This window comes from Streptacidiphilus sp. EB103A (assembly GCF_041261405.1).
GTDB lineage: Bacteria > Actinomycetota > Actinomycetes > Streptomycetales > Streptomycetaceae > Streptacidiphilus.
In genome coordinates, this window is sequence record NZ_JBGCAQ010000041.1 from 1 (window position 1) to 26,843 (window position 26,843).

Sequence of the window (26,843 nt, forward strand, 5' to 3'; positions counted from 1 at the left end):
TCAGGCTGTCCTCAGCTTCGTGGCCTTGCTGCGACAAGGCCACGGCGGCGGTCTCCCACCCCCGCACGGTCAAGTAGCGCCTCGTGGCGCACGAACAGGTCATCGAAGCGAGCGGCGTAGGCTTCCAGCGGGCCCGGAGCAGGCGGACACGGCACGCGACGGGTCACCACAGCACCCAGGCGGCGGGGCGACGTTCCTCTGCTACCGGCCTACTGCCACCCTGACCCGCCGTCAACGAACCACCGCTAGTACTGGCCGCCGGTGGCGAAGAGTGTGTCGCCGGTGATCCATCGGGCGTCGTCGGAGGCGAGGAAGGCGGCGACGGGGCCGATGTCTTCGGGGACGCCTATGCGTCCGAGGGGGATCTGGGCCACGAGTGCGCGCTCGGCGTCGGTGCCGATCAGTCCGGTGGCGCGGACGCCTTCGGTGTCGGCGAGGCCGGCGGCGATGGCGTTGACGCGGATGCCGCGTGGGGCGAGTTCGACGCTGAGGGTGCGGGTCAGGCCGACCTGGGCGGTCTTGGTGGAGGTGTAGAGGGAGGCGTTGGGCTGGGCGAAGGACACGCCGACGCTGGTGATGTTGATGATGTTGCCGCCGTCTGCCTCGCGCTGGTTGGCGAATTCCTGGGAGGCGAGCAGGGTGCCCAGCACGTTGGTGTCGAAGTGGCGGTGGAACTCGGCCACGGTGATCGACTCCAGCGGGCCGAAGCGGAAGACCCCGGCGTTGTTGACCAGGATGTCGACGGGGCCGAAGGCCTCGCGGGTCAAGGCGAACAGGGCAGCGACGTCGTCGGGCCGGGAGACGTCAGCCTTGACGGCGATCGCCCGGCCGGCGTTTTTGCGGATCGTCTCGACAACCGTGTCGGCTGTTGCGGCGTCGTGGGCGTAGTTGACCGTCACCGCCGCGCCCTCGGCGGCCAGGGCGGCCGCGATGCCCGCGCCGATTCCCTTGCCGGCTCCGGTGACGACGGCGACCTTCCCGTTGAGCTTGCCCATGGTTGTGGCTCCTGTAGTGAGGTGTGCAGTGGTGAGGGTTGCTGGGCCACTGGTGGCAGGCGGTGGCCTGCCGGGGCCGGAGGGGTGGCAGCCGCGGGGACGGTTGCCACCCACGGGCGTGGGGTCAGGTCCGCAGGGCCTGGGGGTCGTTGTAGACGCGCGCGCCGGCGAGTCGGCCGTGTTCGTCGCGGTCGATCCAGACGGTGGAGGCCACGGTGGTGCTGGTGCCGTCGCGGAAGGTGAAGGTGTTGGTGGCCTCGTGGACGAAGTGGTGGTCGGTTCCGTAGAGGTTGAGTTCGTCGTGGACGATGCCGGTGAGCTGCTGCCATCCCTGGGCGAGCGCGGCACGTACGGCGTCGCGGCCCTGGACGGTGAAGGCGCCGTTGTCCAGGACGAGATGGACGTCGGGTGCCATGAGGGCGACGTAGGCGTCGACGTCCAGGGTCTCGATGACCCGCAGGAGTTCGGCGAACCAGTTGAGTGCCTGGTCACTGAGCTGGTTGATGCGAATTTTGTCGAAGTTGGCCATGGGTGGGTCCGTTCTGCTGCGTCGGCGTGGGGCCGGGTCAGTTGAGTTCGATGACGACCTTGCCGAACAGTCCGGCGGAGGTCTGGGCTTCATAGGCGGTCGGGGCGTCGAGGAAGTCGATCCGGCGGTCGATCACCGGGTGGATGTCGTGGGTCTCGACGAAGCTGACGAGGTCGCGGTGCATGGCCTTGCTGCCGACCGCGACACCGCGCAGGCGGGCCTGCTTGCCGAGCAGGGCGTACGCGTCCAGCGGCTCCGCGTTGAGGTCGAACAGCCCGAGGGTGGCGACCTCACCGCCCGGGGCCAGTGCCGCCAGCGCCTGGGGGAGGATCGATACGCCGACGCTGTCGACCACCTTGTCCACGCCGCCGGACAGCGCGAACACCGCCTGGCCCCACTCGGGTTCGGCCAGGCTGTTGACGTAGCCCTCGGCGCCGAGGCGCACCAGGGCCGCGCCCTTGGCGTCCTCGCGCACCGCCGCGTAGACCCGGGCCCCGACGGCGCGGGCCAGCTGCAGAGCGGACAGCGACACGCCGCCGCTGCCGATGACCAGGACCGTGCTGCCCGCGGTGAGCGGATGGTCGCCGAACAGGGCGTTCCAGGCGGTCAGTGCGGCCACAGGCAGGGTGGCGGCCCCGGTGTGGTCGAGGTTCGCGGGCGTCTTCATGACGCGTTCGGCCGGCAGGACGACGTACTCGGCGAGCACGCCGTCCTCGTCCAGGGCGCCCAGGCCCAGACCCATCGCGGCGGGCGGGCGGCCCTCGCTCCAGCCGAGCACGTGGAGGTTGGTGACCCGGTCGCCCACCCGCCACGGGTCGGCCTGCGGGCCGACGGCGTCGATCTCGCCGGCGACGTCCGAGAGCGGGACCAGGTCGCGCCCCGGCAGCCGCCCGAAGGGGCCCTGCAGGACCAGCTGGTCGCGGTAGTTCATCGAGATCGCCCGGACGCGGATCCGGACCTCGCCGGGCCCCGGCACGGGCACGGGCACCTCGTCGAGAACCAGCTTGGCGGCGTCGGTGGCGTCTGCGGGCAGAATCCAGCGTTTCACGAGCTTCCTTCCGAAGTAACTAAAAGCTTGGTTACTAGCAGACACCCGAGCAGGGGAGCTTGTCAACAACTAGTTATTTACTTAAGGTGGAGTCATGCCACGAGACTCCGCAGCCACGCGCAGAAGGATCCTCGACGCCGCCGTGGAGGAGTTCTCCGCGATGGGATTCGCCGGAGCCCGCATCGACCGGATCTCCGAGGTCGCCGGGTCGAACAAACGGATGATCTACGTCTACTTCGCCAACAAGGAGGGGCTGTTCAGCGCCGTGCTCAACCACGTCATCGGCCAGCTGATCGCCGAGGTCCCGGTCACCGAGGACGACCTGCCCGGCTACGCGGGCCGGATGTTCGACCATCTCCTCGCCCACCCCGCAGCGCTGCGGCTGAGCCTGTGGCGCCAGCTGGAGCGCCCCGCCATCGGCCCGGACGCCGCCGGCGTCTACACCGCCAAGGTGCAAGCGATGACCAACCAGCACGGCTCACTGCATCCCAATGGCCTGCCGGCGACCGACCTGCTCGTGCTCGTGCAGGGCATGGCCGCCAGCTGGCTGATCAGCCCGGCCGACCTGCTCGCGGCCGACGGCACCGACCCCGCCTCAGCCGACCGGCTGGCCGTCCACAGAGGAGCCCTGGTCGAAGCCGTCCGCAGAATCAGCACCCCCACCCGCCCCTGAAGCGAGCCGAGGTCCATGGACATCGCCCTGCACCTGCCCAGATTCGACCTGCCCGGCGGCCCCCGCTCACTGCCGTCCGTACTGGCCGCCACCGCCCGGGCCGCCGACCAGACCGGGTTCTCGGCGCTGACGCTGATGGACCACTGGTTCCAGATGGAACAGCCCGAAACCACGGCCCATGACCCGATGCTCGAGGGCTACACCACCCTCGGCTACCTCGCCGCCCAGACCCAGCACCTGTCCCTGGGCCTGCTGGTCACCGGCGTCACCTACCGCCACCCCGGGCTGCTGGCCAAGACCGTCACCACCCTCGACGTCCTCTCCGGCGGCCGCGCACTGCTCGGCATCGGCGCGGCCTGGTACGAACGCGAGCACCACGGCCTGGGCATCCCCTTCCCACCCGTGACCGAACGCTTCGAGCGCCTGGAAGAAACCCTGCAGATCTGCCGGCAGATGTGGAGCCAGGACACCGGCCCCTACACCGGCCACCACTACCAACTCGCCGAAACCATCTGCTCACCGGCCCCCCTCCAACAGCCGGCCCCGCCCATCGTCATCGGCGGCATGGGCGAGAAGAAGACCCTGCGCCTGGTCGCCCGGTACGGCGACGCCTGCAACCTGTTCGCCTTCGACCCCGCCGAGATCGCCCGCAAACTCGACGCCCTCGCCCGCCACTGCGACAACCAGGACCGCAACCCCGCCGAGATCAAGAAGACCATCATCGGCCACTTCGACCCCCTCACCGACCCCGACGCCTTCCTGACCACCATGCAGGCCTACGCCCGACTGGGCATCCAACAAGTCTGGGTCAACCCCACCGGCCCCGACCCCGCCGCCTGGACCGCACGCGTCGGCGAACACATCCTGCCCAAACTGCACGAACTCTGACTCGCCAGCACCCGGACCCGGTCCAGGACACCCCGCGCGGAGGCCAGAAACCGGCGACCTCGGGTCGCCGCAACGCCCATCTCAACTCGATCGCAGAGAGTGATAGCCCTACAGGTCGCTGAACTTCACGCCGACCGGGCTGCAGCTTCTTGCGGGACGGAGACGCCGGCCAGATCCCAGCTACCGTAAATCTGCACGTCAAGACGTCGGGGTGATCCTTTGCGCTGGTCACCTAGAACCGTTGGACGGCGTCGACGTTTCCGACGAATTCGAGAATGGCCTTCGCTAGCTCCTCGGGGGCCTCCATCGCGGCATAGTGGCCTACGCCGTCGAGTGATACCGAGCTCACTTCGGTTGCCGCAGCCTGGGACATGGTGCCGGCCGTGAAGGGGCCTCCGCCCGCACCGACCGCGAGTACGGGCACGGTCAGGCCGTGCGTGCCGGCGAGAGCCTTGATTTCGGGGCCCTCCCGCAGCATCGACCGGTAGAGGCCGATCGCTCCGCGCCAGCCGTCGGGGCGCGCGTAAGTGCGGGCGAACTCCTCGATGTCTTCGTCAGTGATCGCTCCGGGGGTCGCGCTCAAGGCGGGGAATGCGAACTGTCCCAGGAATGCGCGCTCGCGGCCGGCCAGGAGCATCTCGGGGATGCCGGGGGCGGCGAGAACGCCGATGTGCCAGGCGCCGCCGTGGGTGATGTCGGCCAGCACTTCGAGGCCGAACCCCGGCAGGCCCATCTCGATCGCCGTGAAACTGAGGACGTTCCGCGGGTGGATGGTCGACAGGCGGAAGACGGTCGCCCCGCTGATGTCCTGCCCGCTGAGGTGGACCGGGCCGACTTCGAGATGTTCGATGAGAAGGTGCAGGTCCTCGGCCGAGGTCGTGCTGTCGTACTGGCCAGGCCCGTTGTCGGAGTCGCCGAAGCCGCGCAGGTCGACGGCGAAGACTCGGTGGGTCTGCGCGAGGAGCGGGATGATCTTGTGAAAGGTCCACCAGGTCTCGGGGAACCCGTGGACCAGGAGGCCGGCGATCCGCTGGATCCCGCCGCTACGTAGTGGAGGGCTTTGAGGCGGGCGCCGACTTCGCCGGTGTCGACGCTCTCGTCGGCCAGGAGTTCGGGCAGGTGGGCGGTGGAGGCGATGCGGTGCCGCAGCAGCAGGAACAGGATGTGGCCGGTCAGCGGTCGCAGGGTCGAGTGCGTCCCGGTGTCGGTCATCGGGTGGGCTCCCAGGTTCCGTCTGCGTGTTGGGCGAGTTTGACGGTGCCGGGCAGGCCGATCTGGGGTTCCGCGTCCGGTGAGGTGCCGGCCCACAGTAGGGTCACGGTCACCGTAGTGGTTGCGGTCCGGCGGGCGATGGCGGCCTGGACGCGGACGTGGGTGTAGCCGGAGGAGCCGGGGCTGGTGAAGTAGGCGGGCCATCGGGTGCGGTCGGCGCCGGTGACGTCGGCCAGCCAGACCTGTCGACCGAGCTGGGCCAACTGCTGCTCGAGGACGACGGGCAGATTGTTTGGGGTGCTGCGGTCGAGCATGGCTTGGACCGCCGGGTCGCAGGCCGGCCCGTCGGCCGGCGCCAGGGCCCCGGCCTCGGCAGTAGCACCCAGGGCCGCCGGGGCCGAGGCGGCCGCGGTGCGCGAGACGGGGAAGCTGCTGTCCGCAGGTGAGGAGCCAGCCGGTGGCAGACGGGATGACGCGGCTGCGACTACGGCCGGCGGGTCAACTGTCGTGGTCGGGGCGGTTATTGCCGTTGCGCGCGAGGTGGTGGCCGGGTGCGCGGAGGTGTGCAGGAGCCACAGTCCGGTGACGGTCAGGGCAAGGGAGGCGGCCAGCGCGGTGCGGGGTCTCATAGGATCGCCGCCCCGCCGGCGTAGTCGTAGGACCAGACGGGGGCGGATTTCACATTTTCGGATGGCCTTGGCGCCTCGAGCATCATGCCGCCCCCTTCATAGATTGCTACGTGGTAGATGGAGGCGTCGTCGCCGGGGATCAACCCGAAGAAGATCAGGTCGCCGGGACGCAGCGCGGCCAGCCCGGCCGATGCGGGGATGCGGCGGCCGACTGCGGCCTGGTCGGCGGCCAGGCGCGGGAGAGTGACGCCGGCCTGGGCGTAGGCGTAGAGCGTCAGGCCGGAGCAGTCGAATCCGACGACAGTGCGGCCGTCCTGTCCGCCCTGGGAGCAGCAGATCCCGCGGGTGGGTCCGTGGGCGTTGCCGCCGCCCCAGGAGTAGGGGATGCCGCGTTCGGCCAGGGCGGCCGCGATGACGACGGCGGCCCGCCCCGAGGCCGGGACGGTGGCTGTGGTGGTGGGGAGTTGCTGGAACTGGGTGATCGCTGCCTGGACCTGGACGACGTAGGCCTCGGAGTGGTTGTAGGAGTACAGCGCGTCGTGGAGCTGGGTGGCCTGGGTTAGGTCGCGGCCCTTCCCGCACAGGTAGACCGCGGCGGTCAGCGCGGCGTCGAACGCGTTCTGCACGTCGGGGGCGGTGGTGGTGCCGCGGGCGTTGAGGCCCTCGGCGGCCCAGGTGGCGGGCATGAACTGGAACGGGCCCAGGGCATGGGCGTAGCCGGTGCCGTCGTGGAGAGCGGTGGTGTTGCCGCCGGTGCCCGAGCCGTCCAGAGCGGGTCCGATGATCGGCGGGGTGATCTCGCCGTCGGCGGCGATGGAGCGACCGGCGGCCTGGTTCGACTCGACCTGGGCGACGCCAGCCAGGATCTGCCACGTCATGCCCGTGCAGCCGGGCACGAGTTGCGGCGCCCTGGTCGCGGCCTGCTGGTAGGCCTGGGCCAGGACCGGGTTCAGGCCCGCCGTCTCGGCCGCCGTGCTGCTGGTGTCCGCGGTGGCGCTGCCGCCAGCAGCCAGTCCGAGCGGCAGGACCATCAGGAACATGGCGGTGATCCCCATGACGGCCAGCCAGAAGAGCTTCCTCACAGCAGGTCACCTCGCTCACGGGCTTCGCGTTCTCGGGCTTCGCGCCGGGCTCGGTGCAGGGCCTGGGTGAAGTTCTCCCGGCCGGTGCTGCGCAGGGCCTCGGCGCTGCTCTGGCCGTGCGGCGGCTGCACGGGTCCGGGGCCGTGACCGGACCTTGACGAGGACGCCCGCGGCAGAGACGAAGACGATGGTGGAGTGGACGGCGGAGGGGATGACGGCGGGGACGGTGGCCGGGGCGGGAACGGCGGCGGCGGGGGAGTGGTGGGCGGCGCGGTGCTGGGGTTCGGGGTGTGCACGCCGGCAGCCAGTCGCACTCGGTCGTCCGCGCGCAGCACGGCGCGGCCCACGGCGCGCGCGGGAGCGGACAGGTCGCGGGCTCCGGGGACTACTTCGGTGCGCCAGTAGTTGAGGCCTTCGAGTCGGTAGTGCTCGACCTGGCCGCGGGCGTCGCGCCGTACCGCGTCGACCCGGCGGCGGGTGCGGGTCCAGGTGGCGGGCAGGCCCAGGGTCGAGCCCCAGACGGTCCGTCCGGTGGTCAGCAGGGTGCGGCCGCCGCGGGTCTGGATGAGCCGGTTGTGCAGCCTCGACCCGACCGGGAGACTTCCGCCCGCGCCGGGCCGGATGCGGCGGCGTTCGAACTCCGCCGGGCTCAGTTCGCGGCCCAGCCACAGGTGACGGGCACCGCGAGCGGCACCGGTGAGCGGGGCCAGTCCGTGGGCGGCTTCCCGGCGGATGTCGCCCAGGAGCCTGCCGGGGTGCAGCGGGACGCCGGGGATATCGCCCAGGGCGTGGGCGGTGGACAGCAGGTGGGCGCGGCGCAGCAGGTGGGCGTGGGCGGGGGAGCCGCCGACGAACGTGCCCAGGCCCCGCATGGTGCTGGCGCCGTGGCCGCTGGAGGACAGGGCGCCGGCGATGACCTGTCCGGTGCGGGTCGCGTCGTCGCCGGAGCCGGAGCCGCCGATGCGGGCCCACCGCAGCCGGTTCGCGAGCCGGGATCCGGCGGCGCCGGCTCCGGCCATCAGGCGCCGGTGGAAGCCGAGCGCGGCCAGCGCCAGGATGTCGACCATCGCCAGGCGCGGCACCAGCCCGGGACCAGCGCCCTCCAGGAACGCGGTGACGGCGACGCCGAACAGGGGCAGGAACACGGCACTGACGAACATGATCAGCGCGGAGGACACGAAGGAACCGACCCAGCGCCACAGCACGGCCCGGCTGGGTCCGGGCAGGATCGCCCACACCAGGGCCGGGTAGGAGCAGGAGGCCAGGGCGGCGTCGGCGAACTGGACGGCGAACATCGCCAGCACCATCGCCAGCACCATCACCCCGACGACCAGCGCGGCGAACAGCAGCAGCAGGGCCCCGAAGACCCGGTCCCAGGACGGCGTCACCACGTATGCGGCGATCGCCGGGTCGACCTTGCTGAAGCCGTTCGCCAGGTCGGTGTAGGAGCGGACGTTGCCCGTGGCGGAGCCGTTCCCGGCCTCGCACACGTCCCGTCCGGTGCCCACCAGTCCGGAGCAGTTGGGTTTGGAGGGCGCGCCGGCCTTGCAGTAGGCGTCACCGCCCGGGCCCGGCAGCGGGACGCAGCCGCTGGAGGGGTCGGCGTGGGCGTCGGTGTTGAACGGTCCGACCGTCACTGCGGTCGTATAGGCGGGGTAGGCCTTGTCGCCCTTGGGGATTAGCCGCCCGAACTGCAGCAGTTGGTAGGGCTGGACGACGAACGTGGTGGTGAGGGTGTTCTGCACCGGCACGGAGATGTTGTTCGCGGTCACGTCCGTCGGCGAAGGGGCGCCGTGGTTGGTGGTGATGGCGGCGACTTCCAGGCTGGCTTGGTGGGTCTGGTCGAGCAGGCCGCCGCTGCCCAGGATCACATCCGGGCGCAGCAGCGCGCTGGAGGCGACCGCGACGATGGTGAACGTCAGGCACAACTCGCCGAAGCCGCGGCCGGTCTTGCCGCGCAGGATCATGATCGAGCAGACCACCACTGCCCAGGCCAGGAGCATGCCGGGCAGTTGCAGCGGGGCGATGACCTCGGTGCGATAGGCGTCGGACAGCTGCTGGGCGGTGCTGGCCACGGACTGGACCAGCGGGAAGGTGTAGGCCCAGTGGATAAGCCAGCATTCCAGGCCGACGACGACGCGGACCAGGGAGAACAGTCCGGACATCATGTAGGACTGGGCTTCCTGCTGGAAGCTGGTCACCCCGCCCGGGTTGGACACCAGGGCGTAGTGGTCCAGCGGGAAGCCCTCGGCGGAGGAGACGTTGAACGGGCCCAGAAACCCGCCCCCGCTGGCTGCGGTGCCCGGTGCGGCTGCGGAGGCGACCTGCATGCTGGTGACCAGGAACAGCAGCACGGTGACGGTGCCCACTTGCCGCCACCCGGGGCGCGCGGGCCGCCAGCCCGCCAGCCGGCCGACGACCCTCCTGGGGTGCCGGGGACGCCTCATCGCCTGCCCCCCCTGCAACTGCTTGGCGAAGGACGCGGGGGCCAGCGCCGGGGGGTGGCCGGCTGCGCGCAGCGGTGCGGGGCCGGAGGGCGTGGTGTGGATTTTGGCGCGGATCCGGGGCACTGGGGGGATCATCACCCGCATCCGGCCGGTGCGGCCCTGGGAGTCACGCAGCAGGCACTCGCCCTTGCGGTCGTCCTCCTTGCGCGGGGACAGGCCGGTGACCTCGTCCTCCAGCAGGGTGTCGGTACCGTCCAGGCCCAGGAAGACCAGGCCGCGGCGGGCCAGTACGGGGTCGGTGTGCCGCATCACGACCTTGTAGCCCAGCAATCCGCGGGTGGTCTCGCTGCCCAGTTCCTCGGGGTCGTGCGAACCCAACAAGACGCCCGCCTTGTGCTTGCGGCCGTCGTGGACGATCTCATGCACCAGTTGGGCCCCCTCGGTGGAGGCGGTCAGCCAGTAGCACTCGTCCAGGGCGATCAGGCAGAACCTGGAGGGGTCGGTGAACGCCACCTGCCGGGCGACGGCTGCGACCAGGTAGAGGACCGCCCGGCCGATCAGTGCCTCCAGCGGCTGCTGGCGCAGCAGTTCCGGTTTGGCCAGTGCCTGGGTGGAGGGCAGGGTCAGGCCGGCGGTGGTGATGACGACCATGTCGCCGTCCAGGTCCTGCCAGCGCAGCGGCGGCAGCACCGGGTCGAAGACCATCGCACCGAGTCGGTCCTGGGCCACGATCCGCAGCATGTCCGCCAGGGTGGCCGCGTGCTCACCGCGCACCCCGGGAACATCAGAGTCGGCGGCCATCGCGTCCAGCGCGGTGAGGACGGCGTGCATGCTGGGGTCGGGGCCGGCGGCGACTTTCTGCACCACGTGGGACAGCAGTGCCCCGGCCGGGGTCATCGGGCCCACTCCCAGCTGCAGGGTCAGGTAGCTCATCGCCCACCGGGTTCCGTCCCCGGCCGGGAACAGCCGCAGCGGGTCGATGGACACCGCCGCGGCGGCTGCGTCGACGATCTGCGCGCGGCCGTCGGTGGCGGCGGTGGCGAACGCGGCCCACTCGCGCAGCGGGGTTCGGTCCACCACGATCGCCTGGCCGCCGCGGTCCACCACCGCGCTGGACAGGGCCTTCTCGAAGACCGACTTGCCCGATCCCAGCTCGCCGACCACGCCCATGGACGCGGACACATCGCGGTCCGGCGCCCCGGCCAGGTCGATCAGCACCGGGCGCGCGGTGCCGCAGTCAATCGAGAACCCGGCCAGAGCCCCGACCGCATCCCCCAGGTCGATGCTGGTCCCCGCGCCGCGCATGGCCCAGTCCTCGGACAGCTCGACCTGCCGGAACTCCCGCAACCGGGGTGCGGCCGGTGCACCGGGCAGGCCCAGCGCGAACAGCGACTCCTGGCCGCCGATCGGCCGGATCACCTTGTAGTCCCCGCCTTCGAGCGCCCCGGCCAGGGTGCGGGCGCGTTGCTCGCACACCGAGGGGGTGTCCGCCCACACCGTGAGCGCCGTGACCGCCTGCACCTCGACCTCGCTGGCGGTCTGCTCCAGGCGGGTGCTCTCCTCGCCCAGTTCGCCGGCCGCGCTGTACATGGCTTCGGGCAGCCCGGAGGTCTCCGCCCCGTACTGCTCGGCCTGGTCCACCAACTCCCGCTTCTTGCGGCGCACCGAGATCTTCGCCTTCTCAGCCGGGATGATCTGCAGGTCCACCACGTAGTCCACCGGGAACGGCATCGCCTCCACCTGGGCCAGCACGTCGGCCGCCTGGGCGACCACCGCCGCGGGCTGCTGACCGATCGCCAGGTGGGCCTGGTAGGAGCAGCCCTGCTCGCTCTCCACCTCCAGCCACCGCCGCAACACCGGCGAGGTGCCGTCGCGGCGCTTCCACCAGGCCCGCGCCCTGTCCTTGTCGCGTCGGGCTGCGGCGCCGAGCTGGCCGCCCTCGGCCAGCCGCACCTGGCCCAGGCCCTGGTAGGAGGGAGAATGCAGGGTGTCGCCGAGTACTCGGCCGCCGCCGGTGGTGGCAGCCTGGGCCTGGACCAGCAGCGGTTCCTCCAGGCCGCGGTGGATCGCGTGCTGGACCATCCACACGATCTCCGCCGGCTTCGCCGGACGCAGCACCGGTCCGCCGGCCAGCTGTGCGGACAGGTTCTGGGCGCGTCGGCGGTAGGCGTCGACCTCACCGGCGGTCACCCGGCTGGGTGCGAGTCCGAGCAGGTCGCCGACCTCGCTCCAGGCGCTCGCTGCAGCCGCCTGCGCCTCGGCCAGGGCCGAGGGGGCGCGCAGCGGGATCGCCAGCCAGTGGCTGCGCCGGTACATCTCGGCGCCCTCAAGCAGCGACAGCGACGCGTTGGCGACCTCCTCCCACGCCGGGCGCTTGTCCAGATCCACGCCCTCGACCATTCGCGCCACGACCTCGCCCTCGTCGATCTGTGCGCACAGTCCGAACCACCGCGGCGATCCGGACAGCTGACGCACCATCGACGTCAGCCGGCCCACCAGCTCGCGGCGGGTGCGCGCCGGCACGAACCGCGAGGCGACCGGCGTCACCTGGTACACCGCCCACACCGTGCCGTGCACCGTCCACACCAGGTTGTCCACCACATGCCGCATCGGGACCCGCATCGTTCCTCCTCCGCCTCGAACTGGATGTCTCTACTGGTCGGACTGGTCGGCGTGGGCGGCCAGCAGCCGCTGCAGCACCGTCTGCGCGCCGACCACCTGCTCGGACTGCGCGGCCTGTGCAGTGCTGCTGCGCACCGGCGCCGCGACGGTGCGCATAGACTGCGCAACCCGCTGCGCGTCCAGCTCCGCCACCGCGCGCACCTCCAGCGCTTCGCCAGTCGCGGTGTCGGTGACGTGGAAGCCGCCGAGCAGATCCGCCCGGGGCCGGTCGCGGGCGGTGCGTCCCGCAATCCGCCCGGCCCGCGGCTGTGCCAGGGCGAGGGTCACGCCCCACAGGGCGGCGGCCGGGACCCGGCCGCCGATCCGCGCCGAGCGCGCCGCCCACACCGCCAGCCCCAGCAGCAGCACCGGCAGCGGCCCCAGCACCGGGGCCCACCAGCCGTAGGTGCGGATCAGCGCGATCGTTCCCACCCCGGCCACTGCCAACTGCGCCGGGGTGTAGGGGCCCAGCGGCAGCCGCAGCTCGCCGAGCTTGCCCAGCACCCACGGCCACCGCCGGGCTCGTGTGTAGGAGCGTGCGATGACCAGCTGCTCGCCGGCGCTCACCGGCCCGCCTTCGACGGCAGCTGGACCACGTTGTGGCCTCGCAGTGCGCCCAGGCCGTTGGTGGTGGATGCGGACTGGATCTGATTGGTGAACATCGATGCGATGTTGTTGCGGTCCTGGAAGATCGCCAGGACGAGTACGAAGGCGATGAGGGCGCCGATGCCGGCCTTGAGGCTGAAGCGCCGGACCATGGTCACCACGACGATGAGCGCCCCGGCGGCCTCCAGCGCCCCCGGCGCCCAGCCGGTGAACATCGCGATCAGGTTGTTGCCCAGGTTCTGCAGGGCGCCGCCAGCCAGATGGACAGATGCGTGCATGGTGTTCTCCGGAATCACGAGGCAGAAGGTGAGGAACTGGGACTGGTGCCCGAGGGCGCCGTCGACGGCACGGAAGATGGTGCGGCGGTCGGAGCGGACGGCGTGCCGGCGAGTTGCGGGCCCGGTTCCAGCGCGGCGACCTCCCAGCGGCCGGCCCGCGCGCGCATCCGCAGCGCGTACTGCAACGGCCACTGCGTCCCGGCCCGATCCGTTCCGGTGACCTGCACCCACACCTCGGCGAGGGTCCCGTCCGTAGGAACCGCCCCGTCCACGCCTGAGCGGTCCGCACTGACCTGCACCACCTGCACCGCCGTGTACGGGGCCGCCGACAGCGGGGCCAGCTGGGTACCCGGGGAAAGCAGTGGGGAGAGCACACCCGAACCGGTCAGGTAGGCCGACAAGAACGCCGTCGTCGACGCGGCCAGCGCTGAGTCCGAGGCGACCGCGGCCGGATACCCGGTCTGCGGCGCACTGCCCGCCGCCGCGGGCCCGACCTCGGCCGGGGCGGCCGCCACCGTCATCGTCCCCAGCGTGCCGGTGCCCGTGCCGGAGGCGACCTGGACCGGAACCGCGAAGTAGCGCAGCGCCACAGCCGACCCGGAGTCCAGTTCGACGCCCACCACCACCGACCAGTAGCCCGGAGCGATCTGCGCACTGCGCACCGCTGCGCACTGCTGGACCGTCTGCGCACTCTGCGCGTTCTGCGCATGCGTCAGCAGCGCGACGCCAGGGGCCATGCTGCGCACTGCGCGCGCACCCGCGTCATCGGTCGAGGCGTCCGCGCGCAGCCACAGTGAGACGAACATCTGCGCGAACCCCGCGGGGTCCAGCGCGGCCGTGGCGCGTGCGGTGGGTTGCGCTGTTCGCACGGCGGCCCCCGTGGCGGTGTTCGCGGCGCAGGACGCGAACAGGGCCAGGGGGCCGGCGGCGATCGCCGCCCACACGCCGAGCCGGACCATCAGTCCGCGGCGATGGGCCCGCCCGGTTCCGGCGACGGGCGGGGGAGTGGGATCGCGTTCCGTGTCGCGGACGGGCGCCGGAGCGGGGGATCGGGGCATGGGGGCCTTCCAGGGAAGTGGCGGATCTACTGCCCTGACTCAACCCCCGGCCGGTCACCGCCCCGGTCACCGGATTCACCCGGCCACCATCACAAGACGGGAACGGGGCACTGGTGACAGCGCAGTAACCAGGCCTCCGCACCCCGCCCGCCGTGGGCCTGCTGCGGTCCGGAAAACCGCCGCTGACCTGCACTGGGTACAGAACTGGTTACTCAGTCACCAGCCCTGACCGGCACTCACCACCAAGAGGCCCGCTACCGAGGCCGCTCTCTGCGGCTGCGTGACGGAGCCGACCACCGCATCTGCGGCCGTGCCCCGCTTCGGGCCGTCCTTCGTCACTGACGCTGCCCACCGCGTAGAGGGCCTCGGCGGTGGATCGACCGACGGCGATCACCCAGATGACCGTCCGGCTGATGATCCTGGTCCCGGTCGCCACGTACGGTCCCAGAGCCAGATCCCCTGGGCCGCCCGGGATTGGTGGGCCTGGCACAGAGCACCTCGCCGTCAGGACGGACGGCGAAGAGGGACCGGACCCGAGGCCCTCGCGCGCGGCCGATACGGGACGCGGCCAACTACACGCTGAACGAGACGCGCAACCGCGTGACCCATGACTTGGCTGAAGGCATCCCGGGTCACCGGCTTCCTGCCGGACCCGTGCCGAGAGCAGTGCGCGCAGCCACCGTGCGCAACCACACCTGCGCATGCCGCGTCGCAGGGACAACGCGCATGAATGCGCGCGTTCCGTGCGCGCTGCGCATACGCCAACTCATCCAGCGCCGTGCACGCGCGCACTGTCCGGCCTGCTCCGGTTACCCCGGGGCGGAGGGGATCGTTGAGGAGGTGTGACCGATGAGAACCTGAGCGCATGGCGATATTGAGCGGCGCTGCTTTTCACCCAGGGCAGGCGGTTGCACGTCGGGATGTCTTCGGGGGCCGGGTATGGACCGCCGCCCCGTACCGGCTCCTGGCCGACAGCGGCGAGGCGATGGTCCTCGCCCACTGGGTCGGTTTGGAGAGCCTGGCGCCGAGCCCGTGGCTGGAGTGGGCCCGAAACGGCGACGCTTCCGCTCGGGTGCGGGCGGTCGAGGCCCTGGCAGCGGGGGAGTGGGAGCTTGAGACGCGGACGTGGCAGGAGACGTCGTTGGTGACCCAGACGCGGGCGGGCGACTTCTTCAGCGTCGGCCGGTTCTACGACGCCGGTCACCGGCTGAACCGGTTCTACGTGAACTTCCAGCGCCCCTTCCAGCGGACCGAGATCGGCATCGACACCTTCGACCTGCTGGTGGACCTGGTGGTGTCGCCGGACCTGGCGAAGCTGCAGTGGAAGGACGAGGACGAGGACGAGTACGCGCACGGCCGTCGCCTGGGCGTGGTCACTGAGCGGGAGCACCAGCGGGTGCAGGCCGCCCGCGAGTACGTCGTCGGGCTCATCGAGGACTGCAGCGGTCCGTTCGCTGACGCGCCGCAGACCTGGCGGCCCGATCCCGGGTGGACCTGGCCCGCACTGCCGGCCGGCGCGCTCACCGTCCCCGTCCGGGAACACGGCTGACGGCCAGGCAGTGTGCTGCTCCTGGGTGCAGGGGCGTTCGTTGCCGCCGAGCTGGCCACCCCTCGTCGTCGAGGGCAGGCGGTTGCACGCCGGCTCCTGCGAGTTGACCACGCCCCACGGAGGACGGCGCGACCGCAGTGCTTTACGTTGGCTTCCTTAGGGAACTGACTGATCCTTGGAGGAGCCGTGCCGACCCCGCCGTATCGCCTGATCGCCGATGACTTGCGGCGTCGGATTCTCGATGGTGACCTGCCGCCGGGGGCGGTCGTTCCGAGCGAGAACGTCTTGGTGGAGCAGTACGCGGTGGCGGCGGAGACGGCGCGGCGCGCGCTGGCGGTGCTGGCGGCGGAGGGGCTGACGGAGGCGCGGCGCGGTTCCGGCACCCGGGTGCGGGCCTTCCAGCCGATCCTGAGGCAGGCGGGCAAGCGGCTGGCGGCGGCACAGTGGGGCAGCGGGCGCTCCATCTGGGAGGCGGACCTGGACCAGCGGCCCATGGCCGTGGACCGAGTGACGGTGACCGAACGGCCCTGTCCCGACCGCATCGCGGAGGCGCTGAGTCTGGAGGCGGGGGCGGCGGTATGGGTGCGGGACCGGCGCTATCTGGTGGAGGGCGCGCCGGTGATGCTGGCGACCTCCTATCTGCCGGCGGCGATGGTGGCCGGGTCGGCGATCACCCGCGCGGACAGCGGCCCCGGCGGCACCTATGCCCGGCTGGCGGAGCTGGGGTGGCCGCCGGTGGGCTTCCGCGAACAGGTCCGGGTTCGTATGCCGCTGCCAGAGGAGGCGCGGGCCCTGGAGCTGGGGGCAGGGACGCCGGTGGTGCTGATCGTGCGGTTCGCCTTCGCGCAGGACGGTGTCCCGGTGGAGGTCAACGAGATGACGCTGGACGCCTCCCGTTACCTGATGGAGTGGGAGTTCCCGGCGTGACGCCAGGGGTTGGGTTGGCTGCCCCCGAGGCGTTGACTTCCTTAGGGAACTAGCGGGAAAGTTCCTTAAGGAACTTGCGCGCTGGTTGGCGCGCCGCCCTCTTGGAGGCAGCCCGTGACCGCACTCGGCAACCCCATCCCCCTCGGCCCCCGCCCCGAGCCCTCCGCGATGGCGCGGGTGCTGGTGACCGGCGGGGCCGGCTTCATCGGTTCCCACTTCGTCCGCCGCCTGCTGGCCGCCGACGACGTCGACAAGGTCACCGTCCTGGACGCGCTGACCTACGCCGGGAACGTGGAGAACCTGGCCGAAGCGATGCTCTCGCCGAAGCTGGCGTTCGTCCCCGGCAACATCCTGGACGCCCGGCTGGTGGGCGTCCTGGCCCGGGAGCACACCGCCATCGTGCACTTCGCGGCCGAGTCGCACGTGGACCGGTCCTTCTACGAGGCGGGCAACTTCCTGTCCACCAACGTCCTTGGCACCCACACCCTGCTGGCCGCGGCCAGGGACGCCGGCGTGCTGCGCTTCATCCACGTCTCCACCGACGAGGTCTACGGCCCGCTGACCAGCGGGCAGGCCGACGAGGACGCGCCGCTGCGGCCCACCGTCCCCTACGCCGCCTCGAAGGCAGCCAGCGACCTGGTGGCGCTGTCGTTCTTCCAGACCTTCGGCGTGCCGGTGTGCGTCACCCGCTCCTCCAACAACTACGGCCCGCGCCAGCACCCCGAGAAGATCATCCCGCTGTTCATCACCCGCCTGCTGAAGGGTCACCAGGTCACCCTGCACGGCCAGGGCCAGCACCTGCGCAACTGGCTCCATGTGGAGGACAACTGCCAGGGCATCGACCTGGTGCTTCGTGACGGAGTCCCGGGCCAGGTCTACAACATCGGCGGCGGCACCGACTTGACGAGCAGTGAGCTGACCGCCCGCATCCTGACGCTGTTCGGCGCCGACTGGGACCGCGTGCGCTACATCCCCGACCGGTCCAGCAACGACATCCGCTACGCGATGGACTGCTCCAAGATCGCCGCCCTTGGCTACCGGCCGGTCCATGACCTGGATCAGGGGCTCGCACGGACCGCCGACTGGTACCGGCACAACCCGGACCGGTGGGCGCCGCTCCTTCGCGCCCCCGCCGCCGAACACCGTCCCGCCCCGATGTTCCACCCCGTATGAGGGAGACCGCCATGGACACCAAGCGCATCCTGGTCACCGGCGTGGGAGCCAACCCCGGCTTCGACCTGACCCGCAGCCTCCTTCGGCTGGGACACCACGTCATCGCCACCGACGCCAGCCCCCTGGCCCCGGGCCTGCTGATCCCCACCGTCACCGCCAAAGTCACTCCGCGCGCCGACGACCCCGCCTACCCCGCTCACATCACCGCGCTGTGCCGGGAACTGAAGGCGGACGCGGTCGTGGCCGGCATCGAGAACGACCTCCCGCCGCTCCTCGCGATCCGCGAGGACCTCGACCGGGCGGGCGTGCGCCTGTGGCTCCCGGACGAGGACTCCGCACGCACCTGCATCGACAAGGCCGCCTTCGCCCGCGTCCTTGCCGGGCACGGTATCGCCACCGTGCCGACGTTCCTGCCCGACCAGCTCGACCAGGTCCCCGACCGGGGTGAACTGGTCGTCAAGCCGCGCCGCGGCCACGGGGCGCAGAACGTCCACTTCTGCCGCACCCGCGAGCAGGCCCGCGTCCTGGCCGAGCTGATGGCCGAAGCGGTGATCCAGCCCAGGATCCACGGCGCCGAGTTCACGGCGGACTGCCTGGTGGACCGCTTGGGGCAGGCGTCGGTGATCCTGCGCCACCGCGACGTGGTCAAAGCCGGACTCGCAGCCGTCTCCTCCACCTTCCACGACCCGGTCGTCACCGACCTGGTCAGGCACACTCTGGACGCCGTGCGCGCGGCCGGACTGTGCTGCGTGCAGGGCTTCGTCCACGATGACGGCCAGGTCACCATCACCGAGCTCAACGTGCGCATCGCCGGCGGCTTCACTCTGACCGAGGCCGCCGGTGCGGACCTGGTCGGCCAGTGGGTCAACGGGCTGTTCGACCAGCCCGTTGACCACGACAAGCTCACCTACAAGCCGGGGATGTTCCTGACCAAGTACACCGAAACCCTGGCCAGCGGAGATGTCTCCATCCTCCCCGCCACCGCTGAAGGAAGGGTCGCCACGACGTGACCGCCACCTCCCTGCGGCCCGACGCGGGCCGCAACGCCAGCCCCTACCTGTACGGGGCCGAGGCCGAAGCGGTGGCCCAGGTGCTGGCCGGCGGCCAGTACGGCCACACCGAGGTCACCGAAAGCTTCGAGCGCCAGGTCGCTGGCTTCCTGGGCGTTCCGGAAGCCGTCGCGGTCACCTCCGGCACAGCCGCCCTGCACACCGCCCTGGTCGCCGCCGGAGTCGGCGCCGGGCATGAGGTCATCGTCCCCTCCCTCACCTTCTGCGCCAGCGTGCAGGCGGTTCTGGCCGTCGGCGCCGAACCCCGCTTCGTCGAGGTCGACCCCCTCTCGCTGTGCCTGGACCACCAGATCGTGCTGGACGCCCTTACCCCGGCCACCCGGGCGGTTATGCCTGTCCTGTTCGGCGGCCGGGCCGTCGACCTCACCCCCGCCCGGGCCCTGCTGGACGAGCGCGGCATCGCCGTGGTCGAGGACGCCGCGCACGCCTTCGGCTCCCAGGGCGCAGGCGGCCGCGTGGGTACCACCGGTGACCTGACCTGCTTCTCGTTCGGGCCGATCAAGAACCTGACCTGCGGCCAGGGCGGCTTGGTGATCCCCCGCACGCCCCGTGAGGCTGAGGAGATACGGAGGTTCCGCCTGCTCGGGGTGGTTCAGTCCCAGGCCGACCGCGCCACCCTGACCGGCTACCAGGTGGACGGCTACGGGCTGCGCTACCAGATGTCGGCGATCAACGCCGCCATCGGCCTGGCCCAGCTACCCCGCTTCCGCACCACCGCACAGGCCCGCCGCGCGCTGTGGTGTGTCTATCGTGACGCGCTGGCCGACATTGACGCGGTCACCCTGGTCGAGGTCGACGCGGACCGCTCGGTGCCGCACCTGTGCCAGGTCCGCGTACCGGGCCGGGACGAGGTCTTCCACGCGCTGAGGGCCAAGGGCATAGGGGTGGGCGTCCATTACCCGCCCAACCACCTGCAGCCCGCGTTCGCCCGCTGGCACCGGCCGCTGCCGGTCACCGAACAGCTCGGGCGGGAGATCCTCAGCCTGCCCTTCCACCAGCACCTGGACGAGCACGACGTCGACCAGGTTGCCACCGCACTGCGGCAGGCCCTCGCCGCCGGGGGCCGGTCATGACCAGGCTGCTGACGGTGTGTCTGGGCAACTACTGCCGCTCTCCGTTCGCGGCCCTCGCGCTCGCGCGGCGCGGTGGCGAGGCGGTTCAGGTCCGCTCCGCCGGACTGATCGGCAAGTGGCGGGGCCAGCCGGCCCACCCCGCGATGGTCGCCGCCGCACGTCGGCTGGGCCACGACCTGACCGGGCACCGCGCCGAGCAGGTCAGCACGCAGATGCTGGACTGGGCCGACACGGTGCTGGCCATGGACGGGGCCGTACTTGAGACTCTCCGGGCGATCAGCAGTGACCAGCAGGCGGCCAAGCTCCGCCTCTACCTTCCCGACCGCGACGTGCCCGATCCGATGGGCGGGGCCCAGGAGGTGTTCAACGACTGCGTGGTCCTCATCGAGGCCGCGACCGCCCTGCACCTGCCCTAACTGGCGTGCTCGACGGCCGTGGCAAGAAGCAGATCCACCAGCCGGTCAGCCGCATCCGGGCGACCGTGAGCACGCGCCCGCTCGCCGATCCGGGCCCGCAGCGCCGGGTCGGCCAGCAGCGGCGCCACAGCGGCCCGCAGCCGCTCAGCGGTGACCTCCCCCAACAACGCGACGGCCGCCCCGGCCTGGTCGAGGTGGCCGGCGTTGTGGGCCTGCTCATTGCCCGCTGAACTGGCCAGCGGGATCAGCACGGCGGCCTTGCCCAGCGCGGTGATCTCCGCGATCGTGCCCGCCCCGCTGCGCGAGACCACCACGTCCGCCAGCGCAAGCACATCCGCCAGCTCCGGGCCCACGAACTCCGTCAGGTGGTACCGGGACGCCAGCTCCGGCGGCAGCGCCGCCGCACCGGTCCGCAGCTCTTGCAGGGACACCGGCCCGCACTGATGAACCACGTTGGCCTGGGACAGCAGCCAGGGCAGGTTCTGCTGGACCAGGGTGTTGATCTGCACGGACCCCTGCGCGCCGCCGGTGATGTAGACGCACGGCAGCGATGGATCGAAGCCGTGCAGGCCAAGGGCCTGCACCGCCTTGTCCTTGTGCCCGCTCAGCAGTTCCGGCCGCACCGGGTTGCCGGTGACCACCGCTGTTCGGCGGGCGGCCTCCGGCAGCAGCTCGATCGTGGACGGCGAGGAGACAGCGAACCGCGCCGCCACCCGCGCCAGAGCCTTGTTGGCCAGCCCGAGCCGGACCGTCTGCTCGTGCACGACCAAGGGCCGCCCGCACATCTTCGCTGCCAGGCCGATCGGGACAGCGACGTAACCGCCGGTAGCCAGCACCACGTCGGGACGGAAGTCCGAGACGATCGAGCGTGCCTGCGCGGCCCCGAGCGGCACCCGGCCCATGTCGCGGACGTTCGCCGCCGAGACCATCTTCAGCGGGTTGCCGGAACGGCGGATCTTCCCCGTGGCGACCGGCTTGAAGGCGATCCCCTCGGCGGTGGCGACCCGTTCCTCCAGACTGTCGGCGGTACCCACCCACAGCACCTCCAGATCCCGGCCATCGGCGGCCAGCAGGTTCCGCAGGGCCCGCACCGTGGTCAGGGCGGGATAGGTATGCCCACCGGTCCCGCCACCCGAGACGATCAGCCGCAAGGCCCGCTCCCGTGCAGGCCTCGGCTGGCTGACGCTGTCGACACTCATGAACAGGACTCCCGATCAGACGAACCCTCAGCCCGCTTCGGAGCAAGCCGACCGATCCGGACGCTAGCAGGTCCGGTCGCTCCTCTCGGGCCATCGCCGATCCCAGCCCAAGCGGGATACGGCTCCGGCTGTGCCGAACAGCCGCAATAGGGGACCGGCTTGCACGAGTGGGTCCCACTGGATCGCGCCCTACCGGGCGGGATCCAGTGGGACCCTCGAAGGAGCGCGGAGAGAAGGGGACTCAGCATGGGCCTGCAGAGCACCACCCCGCTCACCGTCGACCAACTCCTCAACGCGCTGGCGGCTGTCGGCCGCGGGCACATCGCCGACCCGGACCAACGCCCCGACGGCCCCACCGAGCAGGACATCCCCGAACTGCTCGGAGCTCTGCTCGGCCTGGCCGAGACCGAGGTCGCGACCGTGGTCGACGTGAAGCAGGAGCCGCCCGTGGGCCTGCACGGACTCCAGGAGGGATGGCAGCACACCAGCGCCGACCGGGACGTCCACCGTGCCGTGCTGATCAACCGGCTGAACCGCACGGCTTTCGACGTCCCGGTTCTTCTCGCGGACGTCGACCTTGACGACGACGAAGCCCCCGAGCCGCCCGGCGTCGCCGGCGCTTCGGCGAGCGTGATGGCCGCCGCCAGCCTGGTTGAAGCCCAGGATCACCTAGACAACGGCCGCCGCGACTACGCCCACCTCGCCCTGGATTCCGCCGAAGGCTCCCTCGCCCAAGCCCTGATCACTCTGCACCTGATGCGCATTCAGATCCGCGCGGGCAGATTGAAGGAGTGAGCTGCGCCAGGTCATCCCTCGAACGGGTGACTCTCCGCGCGTCCGCGCGCGACACGGCGGCGTCCTTGGTCGGCGGTGACTTCGCTCAGGCTGGGGCGTCGGTGGCGCGCCGGCCGGCCTCGGTGAGTCGGGCCACCCAGCGGCGGCCCTTGCGGTCCCGTTCCGGATGATCTTCGATGGCGGCTAGGCCAAGCTTCTGCAGGGACTTGATCGTCGCGAGGTGAATGCCGCCGGGCTGCCTGGCAGCGGTAAGTCCATGATCCTCCAGGCGCCGGAGCTCACCCAGCGCTTCCCAACCTCGCTCGGACAGCGCGCTGGTGTCGACGGCGCTCGGCCCGCTCTCCGTGGCCGGCATCAGGCGGCCCGTACCGGCGTGGCGCTCGAACGCGAAATCGGCTGCCACGCCACTGGCCTGACCTCAGTCTCCAGCACCGCGTCAACGCAAATGAGGGCGGTGGCCTCCGCGCCCAGCAGTTGGCGGTGGGTCAGCCCGAGGGCTTGCTGCAGCACCGGTGAGGGGACGGGAACCGTGATGGCGGACTGCCTCCAGAGTTCGAAGACCACCGAACAAGTGCCGCCGGAGTCGGTGGTCGTGCGCACGATCCGGGCCGGGGAGCGCACGGTGCGCGGCGAAGGTATGGACACGCTTCTCAGCCCCGCTTGCGCAGCTCGGCACGGGCGGCACCGGTGTTCAGGCTGCCCTTCGTGGTGGGTGCGTCCATCGGGCGCGTCCCCCTTATCTCTGCACACGATCGGTAGTGATCCGCCATCATCGCGCACCCGCAGCCATCCGAACCAGCAGAATCCCGGTATCTGTGCCGTTCGTGTGCCACGAACGGCAACCTACCCGCTCCGGCTGACACGCTCCGGACTGAGTTCGGGTGACGTGGATGGACTGGCGATGAGACGGTTCTGACGTCCCGTCTCAGGAGCCGGGATACCAGGCGAGGGCGTGTGCTTCGGCGAGGGTGGAGCGGACCTGGTCCCGGTAGCGGGCGGCCTGGGCCGGATCGCTTTCGGTGAGGGCGGCCGCCGCCAGGGCCGCGGCCGAGGTCGACCAGGCCAGCAACCGGACCGCGTTCTGCCGTGCGGTGTCGCCCAGGGCCTCGTCGGGCAGGTCCGCCGCATGCCGGGCCAACAGTATCGACAGCACCCGAAGGTGAGTGCGAGTGGAAGCCGCAGTCGGCATGGTGTGAGGTGCATGACGGCCCACAGCGGGGACTCCCGCCTACTCGACGCGACGTCTACGGACGACCATCTTCACGTATGTGTGCTTGGTACGCGTATGAAAGTCGATGAATTTTTGGAGCCGCTGTCACGCGCGTGCCATCCCGGCGTTGCCGGGCCGCGCCGTGGCCACCGCCACCCGGGTGTCTGGGCCCCGCGAGCAATGCTGCCCAGGGCCCTGGCCGGCCGTCACTTCAGGGGGCTGGTGCCCCGGCTCGGCTTGCGGCGGCGAGCGCCGCGGCCAGGATCACCGGCACGCTGAGGGCAACGGGCAGGCTGGTGGCGGTGGCGGTGGCGATGGCGCCGATGGCGACCGGGCCGCCCAGCAGCCCCAGGTTCCCGATCGTGCTGATGGAGGCGACGGCGCGGGGCCCGTACGATCCGGCGGCGGTGTAGAGCAGCGGGATGACGGGGGCCAGCCCGAGACCGAGAAGCGCCCAGCCGATCAGCGCTGCGGGAGTCGCCGCGGGCGTGTTCGTGGCGGCCAGACCGGCGCCGAGCCCGACGGCGGCCACGATGGCCCCGGTGCGAAGCAGCGTCTGGGGGCCGAGCTTCGCGGTGAGCGTGTCGCCCATCAGACGGCCGGCGGCCATCCCGGCGCTGTAGAGCCAGTACGAGGCGGCAGCGGCTGTAGCGGACGCGCCGAGCGAGCGGACATGGACTGCGGACCAGTCAAGGGCCGTGCCCTCGGCGATGAGCCCTGCGGCGATCATGCCTCCCAGCAGCCACACCACCCACCGGGCACGAACTTGTCCTTGAGCAGCAGTCGATGGCGCCTTCGACGCCGTGAGCGACAGGCTGAGGGGCGCGCTCAGCAGTGCCGCCGCGATGACGGTGGTGCCCACGACCGTGAACACGATCGAGTGCGGGACGGTGGCAGTGGCCGTGGCGACCGCCGCGGCGCAGAGCGCACCGATGCTGTACGACGCGTGGAGCGTGGACATGATCGGCTTCACCATCTGGGTTTGGATGGCGACGCCAGCCGCGTTCAGGGGTACCAGCAGCAGGCCCTGACCTGCGCCGTAGAGCGCCGCGGTTGCGACGAGCGCAGGGAGGGAGCAGATGTGGCCCAGCAGGATCAGGGCGGTGCCCAGTGCGAGTGCCGCGCCCACCAGGAGTCGGCCCGTGCCCTGGGGGCGCTCAGCGAGGCGTCCGCTGAGCGGCAGCATGGCGATCATCCCCGCGGAGGCGGCGACCAGCGCGACGGACAGCGCGCCGGGAGTGAGGTGGGCGGCCTCCTTCACTGCAGGCATGCGCGTCGCCCACGTCGCCATGATCACGCCCTGGCCGGCGAAGAAGCCCGTCAGCAGCCACCGCGCTCGCCGCACATTGGCCGGAGGCTGCAGCACCGCGCCGAGCGAGGTCTCCTCAACGGTGTCGCTCACCCCTCCCCCCGGGTCGGGCCGAGCGGCGACTTCTCCACGCGCTCGCCGGGTTCGATCAGCTGCCCCATCCGGCCGCGTTCGGTGCACTCCGACGCCGGGCGACCGCAGATACAGACCTGCGGGACCGGAAGTGCTGCCTGCGCCAGGACCATGACGTGCCAGTCAAGAGTCTGCTGGTCATACGCCGCTCCTTCCCGGCGCTCCACGGACTCCAGGTACACCAGGGCCTCGGCCAGGGCGTATTCGAGTCGCTGACGGCGCGTCCCGACGGCCAGGTTCCAGTCCTCGGCCAGGGACTCGGTGATGCCGTCCTGGGTGAGTAGGAGAGTGACGAGCAGTCCCCGTTCGACGTCGTCCGGGGCGAGTGTTCGGAGCTCCTCGACGATGTCGCGGACCAGGTGCTCCCGGTCGGTCTCGCTGTTGCTGGTCATGCGTGCAGTCCCTTCAAGTGGGTCTTCGGGAAAACCGGGCGTTCAACCGCGTGCCAGTTCGGCGCAGTCGGGGCAGCGGTAGGGCCCAAGCGCGGTGTGGGGATCCTGGTAGCGCCAGCCGTCATCGCAGTCGCCGCACCGTACGGCCAGGCGCTGCCTGGCGGTACTCGATCGCCGTGGCGGGGCTCCTTGTCCCTCGAAGGTCAGGGCGTCCTCGAATCTGGACCAGGTGGGTTTGACCCGTCCCATCCACTGCGCGCGGGAGGCGAGGAAGTCGGTGTCGGTCTCGCCGGCGGCAAGGAGCTCGGCGGCCTGGTGCTGGATCGAGGCCTGGCGGCGGGGCATCAGGGTTCCGCCGCCGGAGCGCATTCCGTCCGCCCAGGCCTGCGCGATCCGTACCGCGGCCTGCTCGGCCTCGTCCAGGGGCTGGGCGTAGCCGTTCTCTCTCTCGCCTCTTGCCGGGGCCGCCGCGGGCCTGCGCCCGACAGAGAGAGAAGAACTTCTTGGAGAGACTTCTTTGGGGGGATCGTCTTCGCAGGTCAGCGGCTTGTGGCCGCCGGAAATCCGGCTGGGCTGACCGGAATTCCGGCTGGGGGCGCCGGATTTCCGGCTATCGAAGCGACCTGCGGTTTCTCTCCTGCGGTCCAGGTCGGCTCGATGGCCGGAATTCCGGCCATCGAGGCGCTCGCCGGGTTCCTGGGGGCCGCGTCGGGTGGGCGGTGCGGGCGGGTCCTCGCGCCAGTTGGGGTGGTAGGCGTCCAACTTGTCCCAGGCGTTGCGCCAGCCGTCGTAGGCGTTCGGAGGCAGGTCGTGGACCTGGTACCGGCGCCGTGTGGTCTGGATGCCGCTGGAGCCGCTGGAGGTGACGAGTCGTCCGTCGGGGTTGGTCACCAGGCCGAGCCGGGCCAGGACCTGCAGTGCGTCCTTGACGGTCGACAAGCCCGTCGGTTTGCCGTTGATGCCGGGAAGCAGCCAGCACAGCTGATCCAGGCTCATCCTGCGCAGCGCCCCGGGGCGCTTCTCGGTGACCATGGAGCGCAGCAGGCAGTACAGCAGGTAGGCGGTTCGGGTCATCTGCGGGTGCAGCATGATCCAGTCGCGGACCTGGGTGTGGGACCAGAAGTCGCCGATCGTCCCGGTGAACACCAGGGTGTCGGTCGCGCCGGTGCTTTCGGGTCTGCGGGCCGGTGGAGCGGGTCGGCGGACAGCTGGGGGATGGGGCACTGGTGGTTCTCCCGCTGGGTGGTGAGGTTCGCGCGGCGGCGCGGGGCTGTCGAAGGACGGCTTGCGGGGCACGTGGTTCTGCCGCGGCGTGCGTGTCCCGGGCGGTCCCCGGAGTCGGTGCGGACGCGGGGGGGGGGGGGGGCGGGCCCCCCCCCCCCCCCCCCCCCGGGGGGGGGGCCCCCCCCCCCCCCGGGGGGGGGGGGGGCCCCCCCCCGCGACCAGCCATGCACAGCCCGCAGCCGAAAACCGGTCAGCGGAAGACCCCGGT

General features: G+C 71.3%; 26 protein-coding genes. 9 read left to right on the plus strand and 17 right to left on the minus strand.

Features of this window, described 5'->3' with window-relative positions:
- Positions 1 to 245: 245 nt before the first annotated feature.
- The 3 genes from ABH941_RS39775 to ABH941_RS39785 form a co-directional block, all read right to left on the minus strand.
- Positions 246 to 995, minus strand: coding sequence for an SDR family NAD(P)-dependent oxidoreductase (locus ABH941_RS39775; protein ID WP_370137157.1), 750 nt, complete (start codon positions 993 to 995; stop codon positions 246 to 248).
- Positions 996 to 1,119: 124 nt separating this feature from the next.
- A complete protein-coding gene (locus tag ABH941_RS39780; protein ID WP_370137161.1) occupies positions 1,120 to 1,524 on the minus strand; it encodes a nuclear transport factor 2 family protein in 405 nt (134 codons plus the stop codon).
- Between the two features lie 37 nt (positions 1,525 to 1,561).
- Positions 1,562 to 2,572, minus strand: a complete 1,011-nt coding sequence (locus ABH941_RS39785) for an NAD(P)-dependent alcohol dehydrogenase (protein ID WP_370137167.1) — start codon at positions 2,570 to 2,572, stop codon at positions 1,562 to 1,564.
- 94 nt (positions 2,573 to 2,666) lie between these two features.
- Here ABH941_RS39785 and ABH941_RS39790 point away from each other — a divergent pair, with 94 nt between their 5' ends.
- Complete coding sequence (locus ABH941_RS39790; protein WP_370137172.1) at positions 2,667 to 3,245, plus strand: TetR/AcrR family transcriptional regulator; 579 nt, start codon at positions 2,667 to 2,669, stop codon at positions 3,243 to 3,245.
- Positions 3,246 to 3,260: 15 nt separating this feature from the next.
- The gene (locus ABH941_RS39795) at positions 3,261 to 4,133 is read left to right on the plus strand and encodes an LLM class F420-dependent oxidoreductase (protein WP_370137178.1); all 873 of its coding nucleotides are present in this window, start codon (positions 3,261 to 3,263) and stop codon (positions 4,131 to 4,133) included.
- A gap of 232 nt (positions 4,134 to 4,365) precedes the next feature.
- Here the strand turns inward: ABH941_RS39795 and ABH941_RS39800 are convergent, their stop codons facing one another.
- The 7 genes from ABH941_RS39800 to ABH941_RS39830 all read right to left on the minus strand — a co-directional run bounded on the left by ABH941_RS39800 (position 4,366) and on the right by ABH941_RS39830 (position 14,106).
- Complete coding sequence (locus ABH941_RS39800) at positions 4,366 to 5,169, minus strand: alpha/beta fold hydrolase (RefSeq protein ID WP_370137472.1); 804 nt, start codon at positions 5,167 to 5,169, stop codon at positions 4,366 to 4,368.
- Positions 5,170 to 5,341: 172 nt separating this feature from the next.
- Complete coding sequence (locus ABH941_RS39805; protein ID WP_370137181.1) at positions 5,342 to 5,974, minus strand: hypothetical protein; 633 nt, start codon at positions 5,972 to 5,974, stop codon at positions 5,342 to 5,344.
- The gene (locus tag ABH941_RS39810) at positions 5,971 to 7,056 is read right to left on the minus strand and encodes a C40 family peptidase (protein ID WP_370137185.1); all 1,086 of its coding nucleotides are present in this window, start codon (positions 7,054 to 7,056) and stop codon (positions 5,971 to 5,973) included. Before ABH941_RS39810 ends, ABH941_RS39805 begins: the two co-directional genes overlap by 4 nt.
- Positions 7,053 to 12,125 (minus strand): ATP-binding protein, encoded by a 5,073-nt coding sequence (locus ABH941_RS39815; protein WP_370137190.1) that lies wholly within the window; start codon positions 12,123 to 12,125, stop codon positions 7,053 to 7,055. The genes ABH941_RS39810 and ABH941_RS39815 overlap by 4 nt, the downstream gene beginning before the upstream one ends.
- Positions 12,126 to 12,155: 30 nt before the next feature.
- A complete protein-coding gene (locus ABH941_RS39820; RefSeq protein ID WP_370137195.1) occupies positions 12,156 to 12,731 on the minus strand; it encodes a hypothetical protein in 576 nt (191 codons plus the stop codon).
- The gene (locus ABH941_RS39825) at positions 12,728 to 13,048 is read right to left on the minus strand and encodes a hypothetical protein (RefSeq protein ID WP_370137199.1); all 321 of its coding nucleotides are present in this window, start codon (positions 13,046 to 13,048) and stop codon (positions 12,728 to 12,730) included. Before ABH941_RS39825 ends, ABH941_RS39820 begins: the two co-directional genes overlap by 4 nt.
- A 14-nt stretch (positions 13,049 to 13,062) precedes the next feature.
- The gene (locus ABH941_RS39830; RefSeq protein ID WP_370137204.1) at positions 13,063 to 14,106 is read right to left on the minus strand and encodes a conjugal transfer protein; all 1,044 of its coding nucleotides are present in this window, start codon (positions 14,104 to 14,106) and stop codon (positions 13,063 to 13,065) included.
- 865 nt (positions 14,107 to 14,971) lie between these two features.
- On the opposite strand from ABH941_RS39830, the gene ABH941_RS39835 reads away from it, so the two are divergent.
- From ABH941_RS39835 to ABH941_RS39860, 6 genes are all read left to right on the plus strand, one after another.
- Positions 14,972 to 15,655 carry a DUF402 domain-containing protein gene (locus ABH941_RS39835; RefSeq protein ID WP_370137216.1) on the plus strand — a complete coding sequence of 228 codons (684 nt, stop codon included), beginning with the start codon at positions 14,972 to 14,974 and terminating at the stop codon, positions 15,653 to 15,655.
- Positions 15,656 to 15,841: 186 nt separating this feature from the next.
- Positions 15,842 to 16,582: a GntR family transcriptional regulator gene (locus ABH941_RS39840; RefSeq protein ID WP_370137257.1), complete on the plus strand. Its 741-nt coding sequence runs from the start codon at positions 15,842 to 15,844 to the stop codon at positions 16,580 to 16,582.
- A 168-nt stretch (positions 16,583 to 16,750) separates the two neighbouring features.
- Positions 16,751 to 17,755, plus strand: coding sequence for a dTDP-glucose 4,6-dehydratase (gene rfbB, locus ABH941_RS39845; protein ID WP_370137476.1), 1,005 nt, complete (start codon positions 16,751 to 16,753; stop codon positions 17,753 to 17,755).
- An 11-nt stretch (positions 17,756 to 17,766) separates the two neighbouring features.
- A complete protein-coding gene (locus ABH941_RS39850; protein WP_370137279.1) occupies positions 17,767 to 18,765 on the plus strand; it encodes an ATP-grasp domain-containing protein in 999 nt (332 codons plus the stop codon).
- Positions 18,762 to 19,898 carry a DegT/DnrJ/EryC1/StrS family aminotransferase gene (locus ABH941_RS39855; protein ID WP_370137291.1) on the plus strand — a complete coding sequence of 379 codons (1,137 nt, stop codon included), beginning with the start codon at positions 18,762 to 18,764 and terminating at the stop codon, positions 19,896 to 19,898. Before ABH941_RS39850 ends, ABH941_RS39855 begins: the two co-directional genes overlap by 4 nt.
- Positions 19,895 to 20,314: a low molecular weight phosphotyrosine protein phosphatase gene (locus ABH941_RS39860; RefSeq protein WP_370137300.1), complete on the plus strand. Its 420-nt coding sequence runs from the start codon at positions 19,895 to 19,897 to the stop codon at positions 20,312 to 20,314. The genes ABH941_RS39855 and ABH941_RS39860 overlap by 4 nt, the downstream gene beginning before the upstream one ends.
- On the opposite strand, the gene ABH941_RS39865 is transcribed toward ABH941_RS39860, so the two are convergent.
- Positions 20,311 to 21,513, minus strand: a complete 1,203-nt coding sequence (locus ABH941_RS39865) for a glycosyltransferase (protein ID WP_370137321.1) — start codon at positions 21,511 to 21,513, stop codon at positions 20,311 to 20,313. The two genes, ABH941_RS39860 and ABH941_RS39865, sit on opposite strands and share 4 nt — an antisense overlap.
- A 246-nt stretch (positions 21,514 to 21,759) precedes the next feature.
- On the opposite strand from ABH941_RS39865, the gene ABH941_RS39870 reads away from it, so the two are divergent.
- Positions 21,760 to 22,308: a hypothetical protein gene (locus tag ABH941_RS39870; protein ID WP_370137356.1), complete on the plus strand. Its 549-nt coding sequence runs from the start codon at positions 21,760 to 21,762 to the stop codon at positions 22,306 to 22,308.
- A gap of 85 nt (positions 22,309 to 22,393) precedes the next feature.
- Here ABH941_RS39870 and ABH941_RS39875 read toward each other — a convergent pair whose 3' ends face one another.
- From ABH941_RS39875 to ABH941_RS39900, 6 genes are all read right to left on the minus strand, one after another.
- The gene (locus ABH941_RS39875; RefSeq protein WP_370137386.1) at positions 22,394 to 22,711 is read right to left on the minus strand and encodes a hypothetical protein; all 318 of its coding nucleotides are present in this window, start codon (positions 22,709 to 22,711) and stop codon (positions 22,394 to 22,396) included.
- Positions 22,663 to 22,953 (minus strand): hypothetical protein, encoded by a 291-nt coding sequence (locus tag ABH941_RS39880; protein WP_370137411.1) that lies wholly within the window; start codon positions 22,951 to 22,953, stop codon positions 22,663 to 22,665. The genes ABH941_RS39875 and ABH941_RS39880 overlap by 49 nt, the downstream gene beginning before the upstream one ends.
- Before the next feature lie 280 nt (positions 22,954 to 23,233).
- On the minus strand, positions 23,234 to 23,461 hold the full coding sequence (locus tag ABH941_RS39885; protein WP_370137438.1) for a hypothetical protein: 228 nt from the start codon (positions 23,459 to 23,461) through the stop codon (positions 23,234 to 23,236).
- A gap of 268 nt (positions 23,462 to 23,729) precedes the next feature.
- Entirely contained in the window at positions 23,730 to 24,920 is a 1,191-nt protein-coding gene (locus tag ABH941_RS39890) for an MFS transporter (RefSeq protein ID WP_370137459.1), read from the minus strand.
- Positions 24,917 to 25,351: a hypothetical protein gene (locus ABH941_RS39895; RefSeq protein WP_370137463.1), complete on the minus strand. Its 435-nt coding sequence runs from the start codon at positions 25,349 to 25,351 to the stop codon at positions 24,917 to 24,919. Before ABH941_RS39895 ends, ABH941_RS39890 begins: the two co-directional genes overlap by 4 nt.
- A 42-nt stretch (positions 25,352 to 25,393) precedes the next feature.
- Positions 25,394 to 26,575, minus strand: coding sequence for a hypothetical protein (locus ABH941_RS39900; RefSeq protein WP_370137465.1), 1,182 nt, complete (start codon positions 26,573 to 26,575; stop codon positions 25,394 to 25,396).
- Positions 26,576 to 26,843: the final 268 nt, after the last annotated feature.

Coding starts and splice junctions, on each gene's coding strand:
- ABH941_RS39775 (WP_370137157.1), bottom strand. CDS start 995: ATGGGCAAGCTCAACGGGAAGGTCGCCGTCGTCACCGGAGCCGGCAAG.
- ABH941_RS39780 (WP_370137161.1), bottom strand. CDS start 1,524: ATGGCCAACTTCGACAAAATTCGCATCAACCAGCTCAGTGACCAGGCA.
- ABH941_RS39790 (WP_370137172.1), top strand. CDS start 2,667: ATGCCACGAGACTCCGCAGCCACGCGCAGAAGGATCCTCGACGCCGCC.
- ABH941_RS39795 (WP_370137178.1), top strand. CDS start 3,261: ATGGACATCGCCCTGCACCTGCCCAGATTCGACCTGCCCGGCGGCCCC.
- ABH941_RS39805 (WP_370137181.1), bottom strand. CDS start 5,974: ATGAGACCCCGCACCGCGCTGGCCGCCTCCCTTGCCCTGACCGTCACC.
- ABH941_RS39815 (WP_370137190.1), bottom strand. CDS start 12,125: ATGCGGGTCCCGATGCGGCATGTGGTGGACAACCTGGTGTGGACGGTG.
- ABH941_RS39825 (WP_370137199.1), bottom strand. CDS start 13,048: ATGCACGCATCTGTCCATCTGGCTGGCGGCGCCCTGCAGAACCTGGGC.
- ABH941_RS39830 (WP_370137204.1), bottom strand. CDS start 14,106: ATGCCCCGATCCCCCGCTCCGGCGCCCGTCCGCGACACGGAACGCGAT.
- ABH941_RS39835 (WP_370137216.1), top strand. CDS start 14,972: ATGGCGATATTGAGCGGCGCTGCTTTTCACCCAGGGCAGGCGGTTGCA.
- rfbB (WP_370137476.1), top strand. CDS start 16,751: ATGGCGCGGGTGCTGGTGACCGGCGGGGCCGGCTTCATCGGTTCCCAC.
- ABH941_RS39850 (WP_370137279.1), top strand. CDS start 17,767: ATGGACACCAAGCGCATCCTGGTCACCGGCGTGGGAGCCAACCCCGGC.
- ABH941_RS39860 (WP_370137300.1), top strand. CDS start 19,895: ATGACCAGGCTGCTGACGGTGTGTCTGGGCAACTACTGCCGCTCTCCG.
- ABH941_RS39865 (WP_370137321.1), bottom strand. CDS start 21,513: ATGAGTGTCGACAGCGTCAGCCAGCCGAGGCCTGCACGGGAGCGGGCC.
- ABH941_RS39870 (WP_370137356.1), top strand. CDS start 21,760: ATGGGCCTGCAGAGCACCACCCCGCTCACCGTCGACCAACTCCTCAAC.
- ABH941_RS39895 (WP_370137463.1), bottom strand. CDS start 25,351: ATGACCAGCAACAGCGAGACCGACCGGGAGCACCTGGTCCGCGACATC.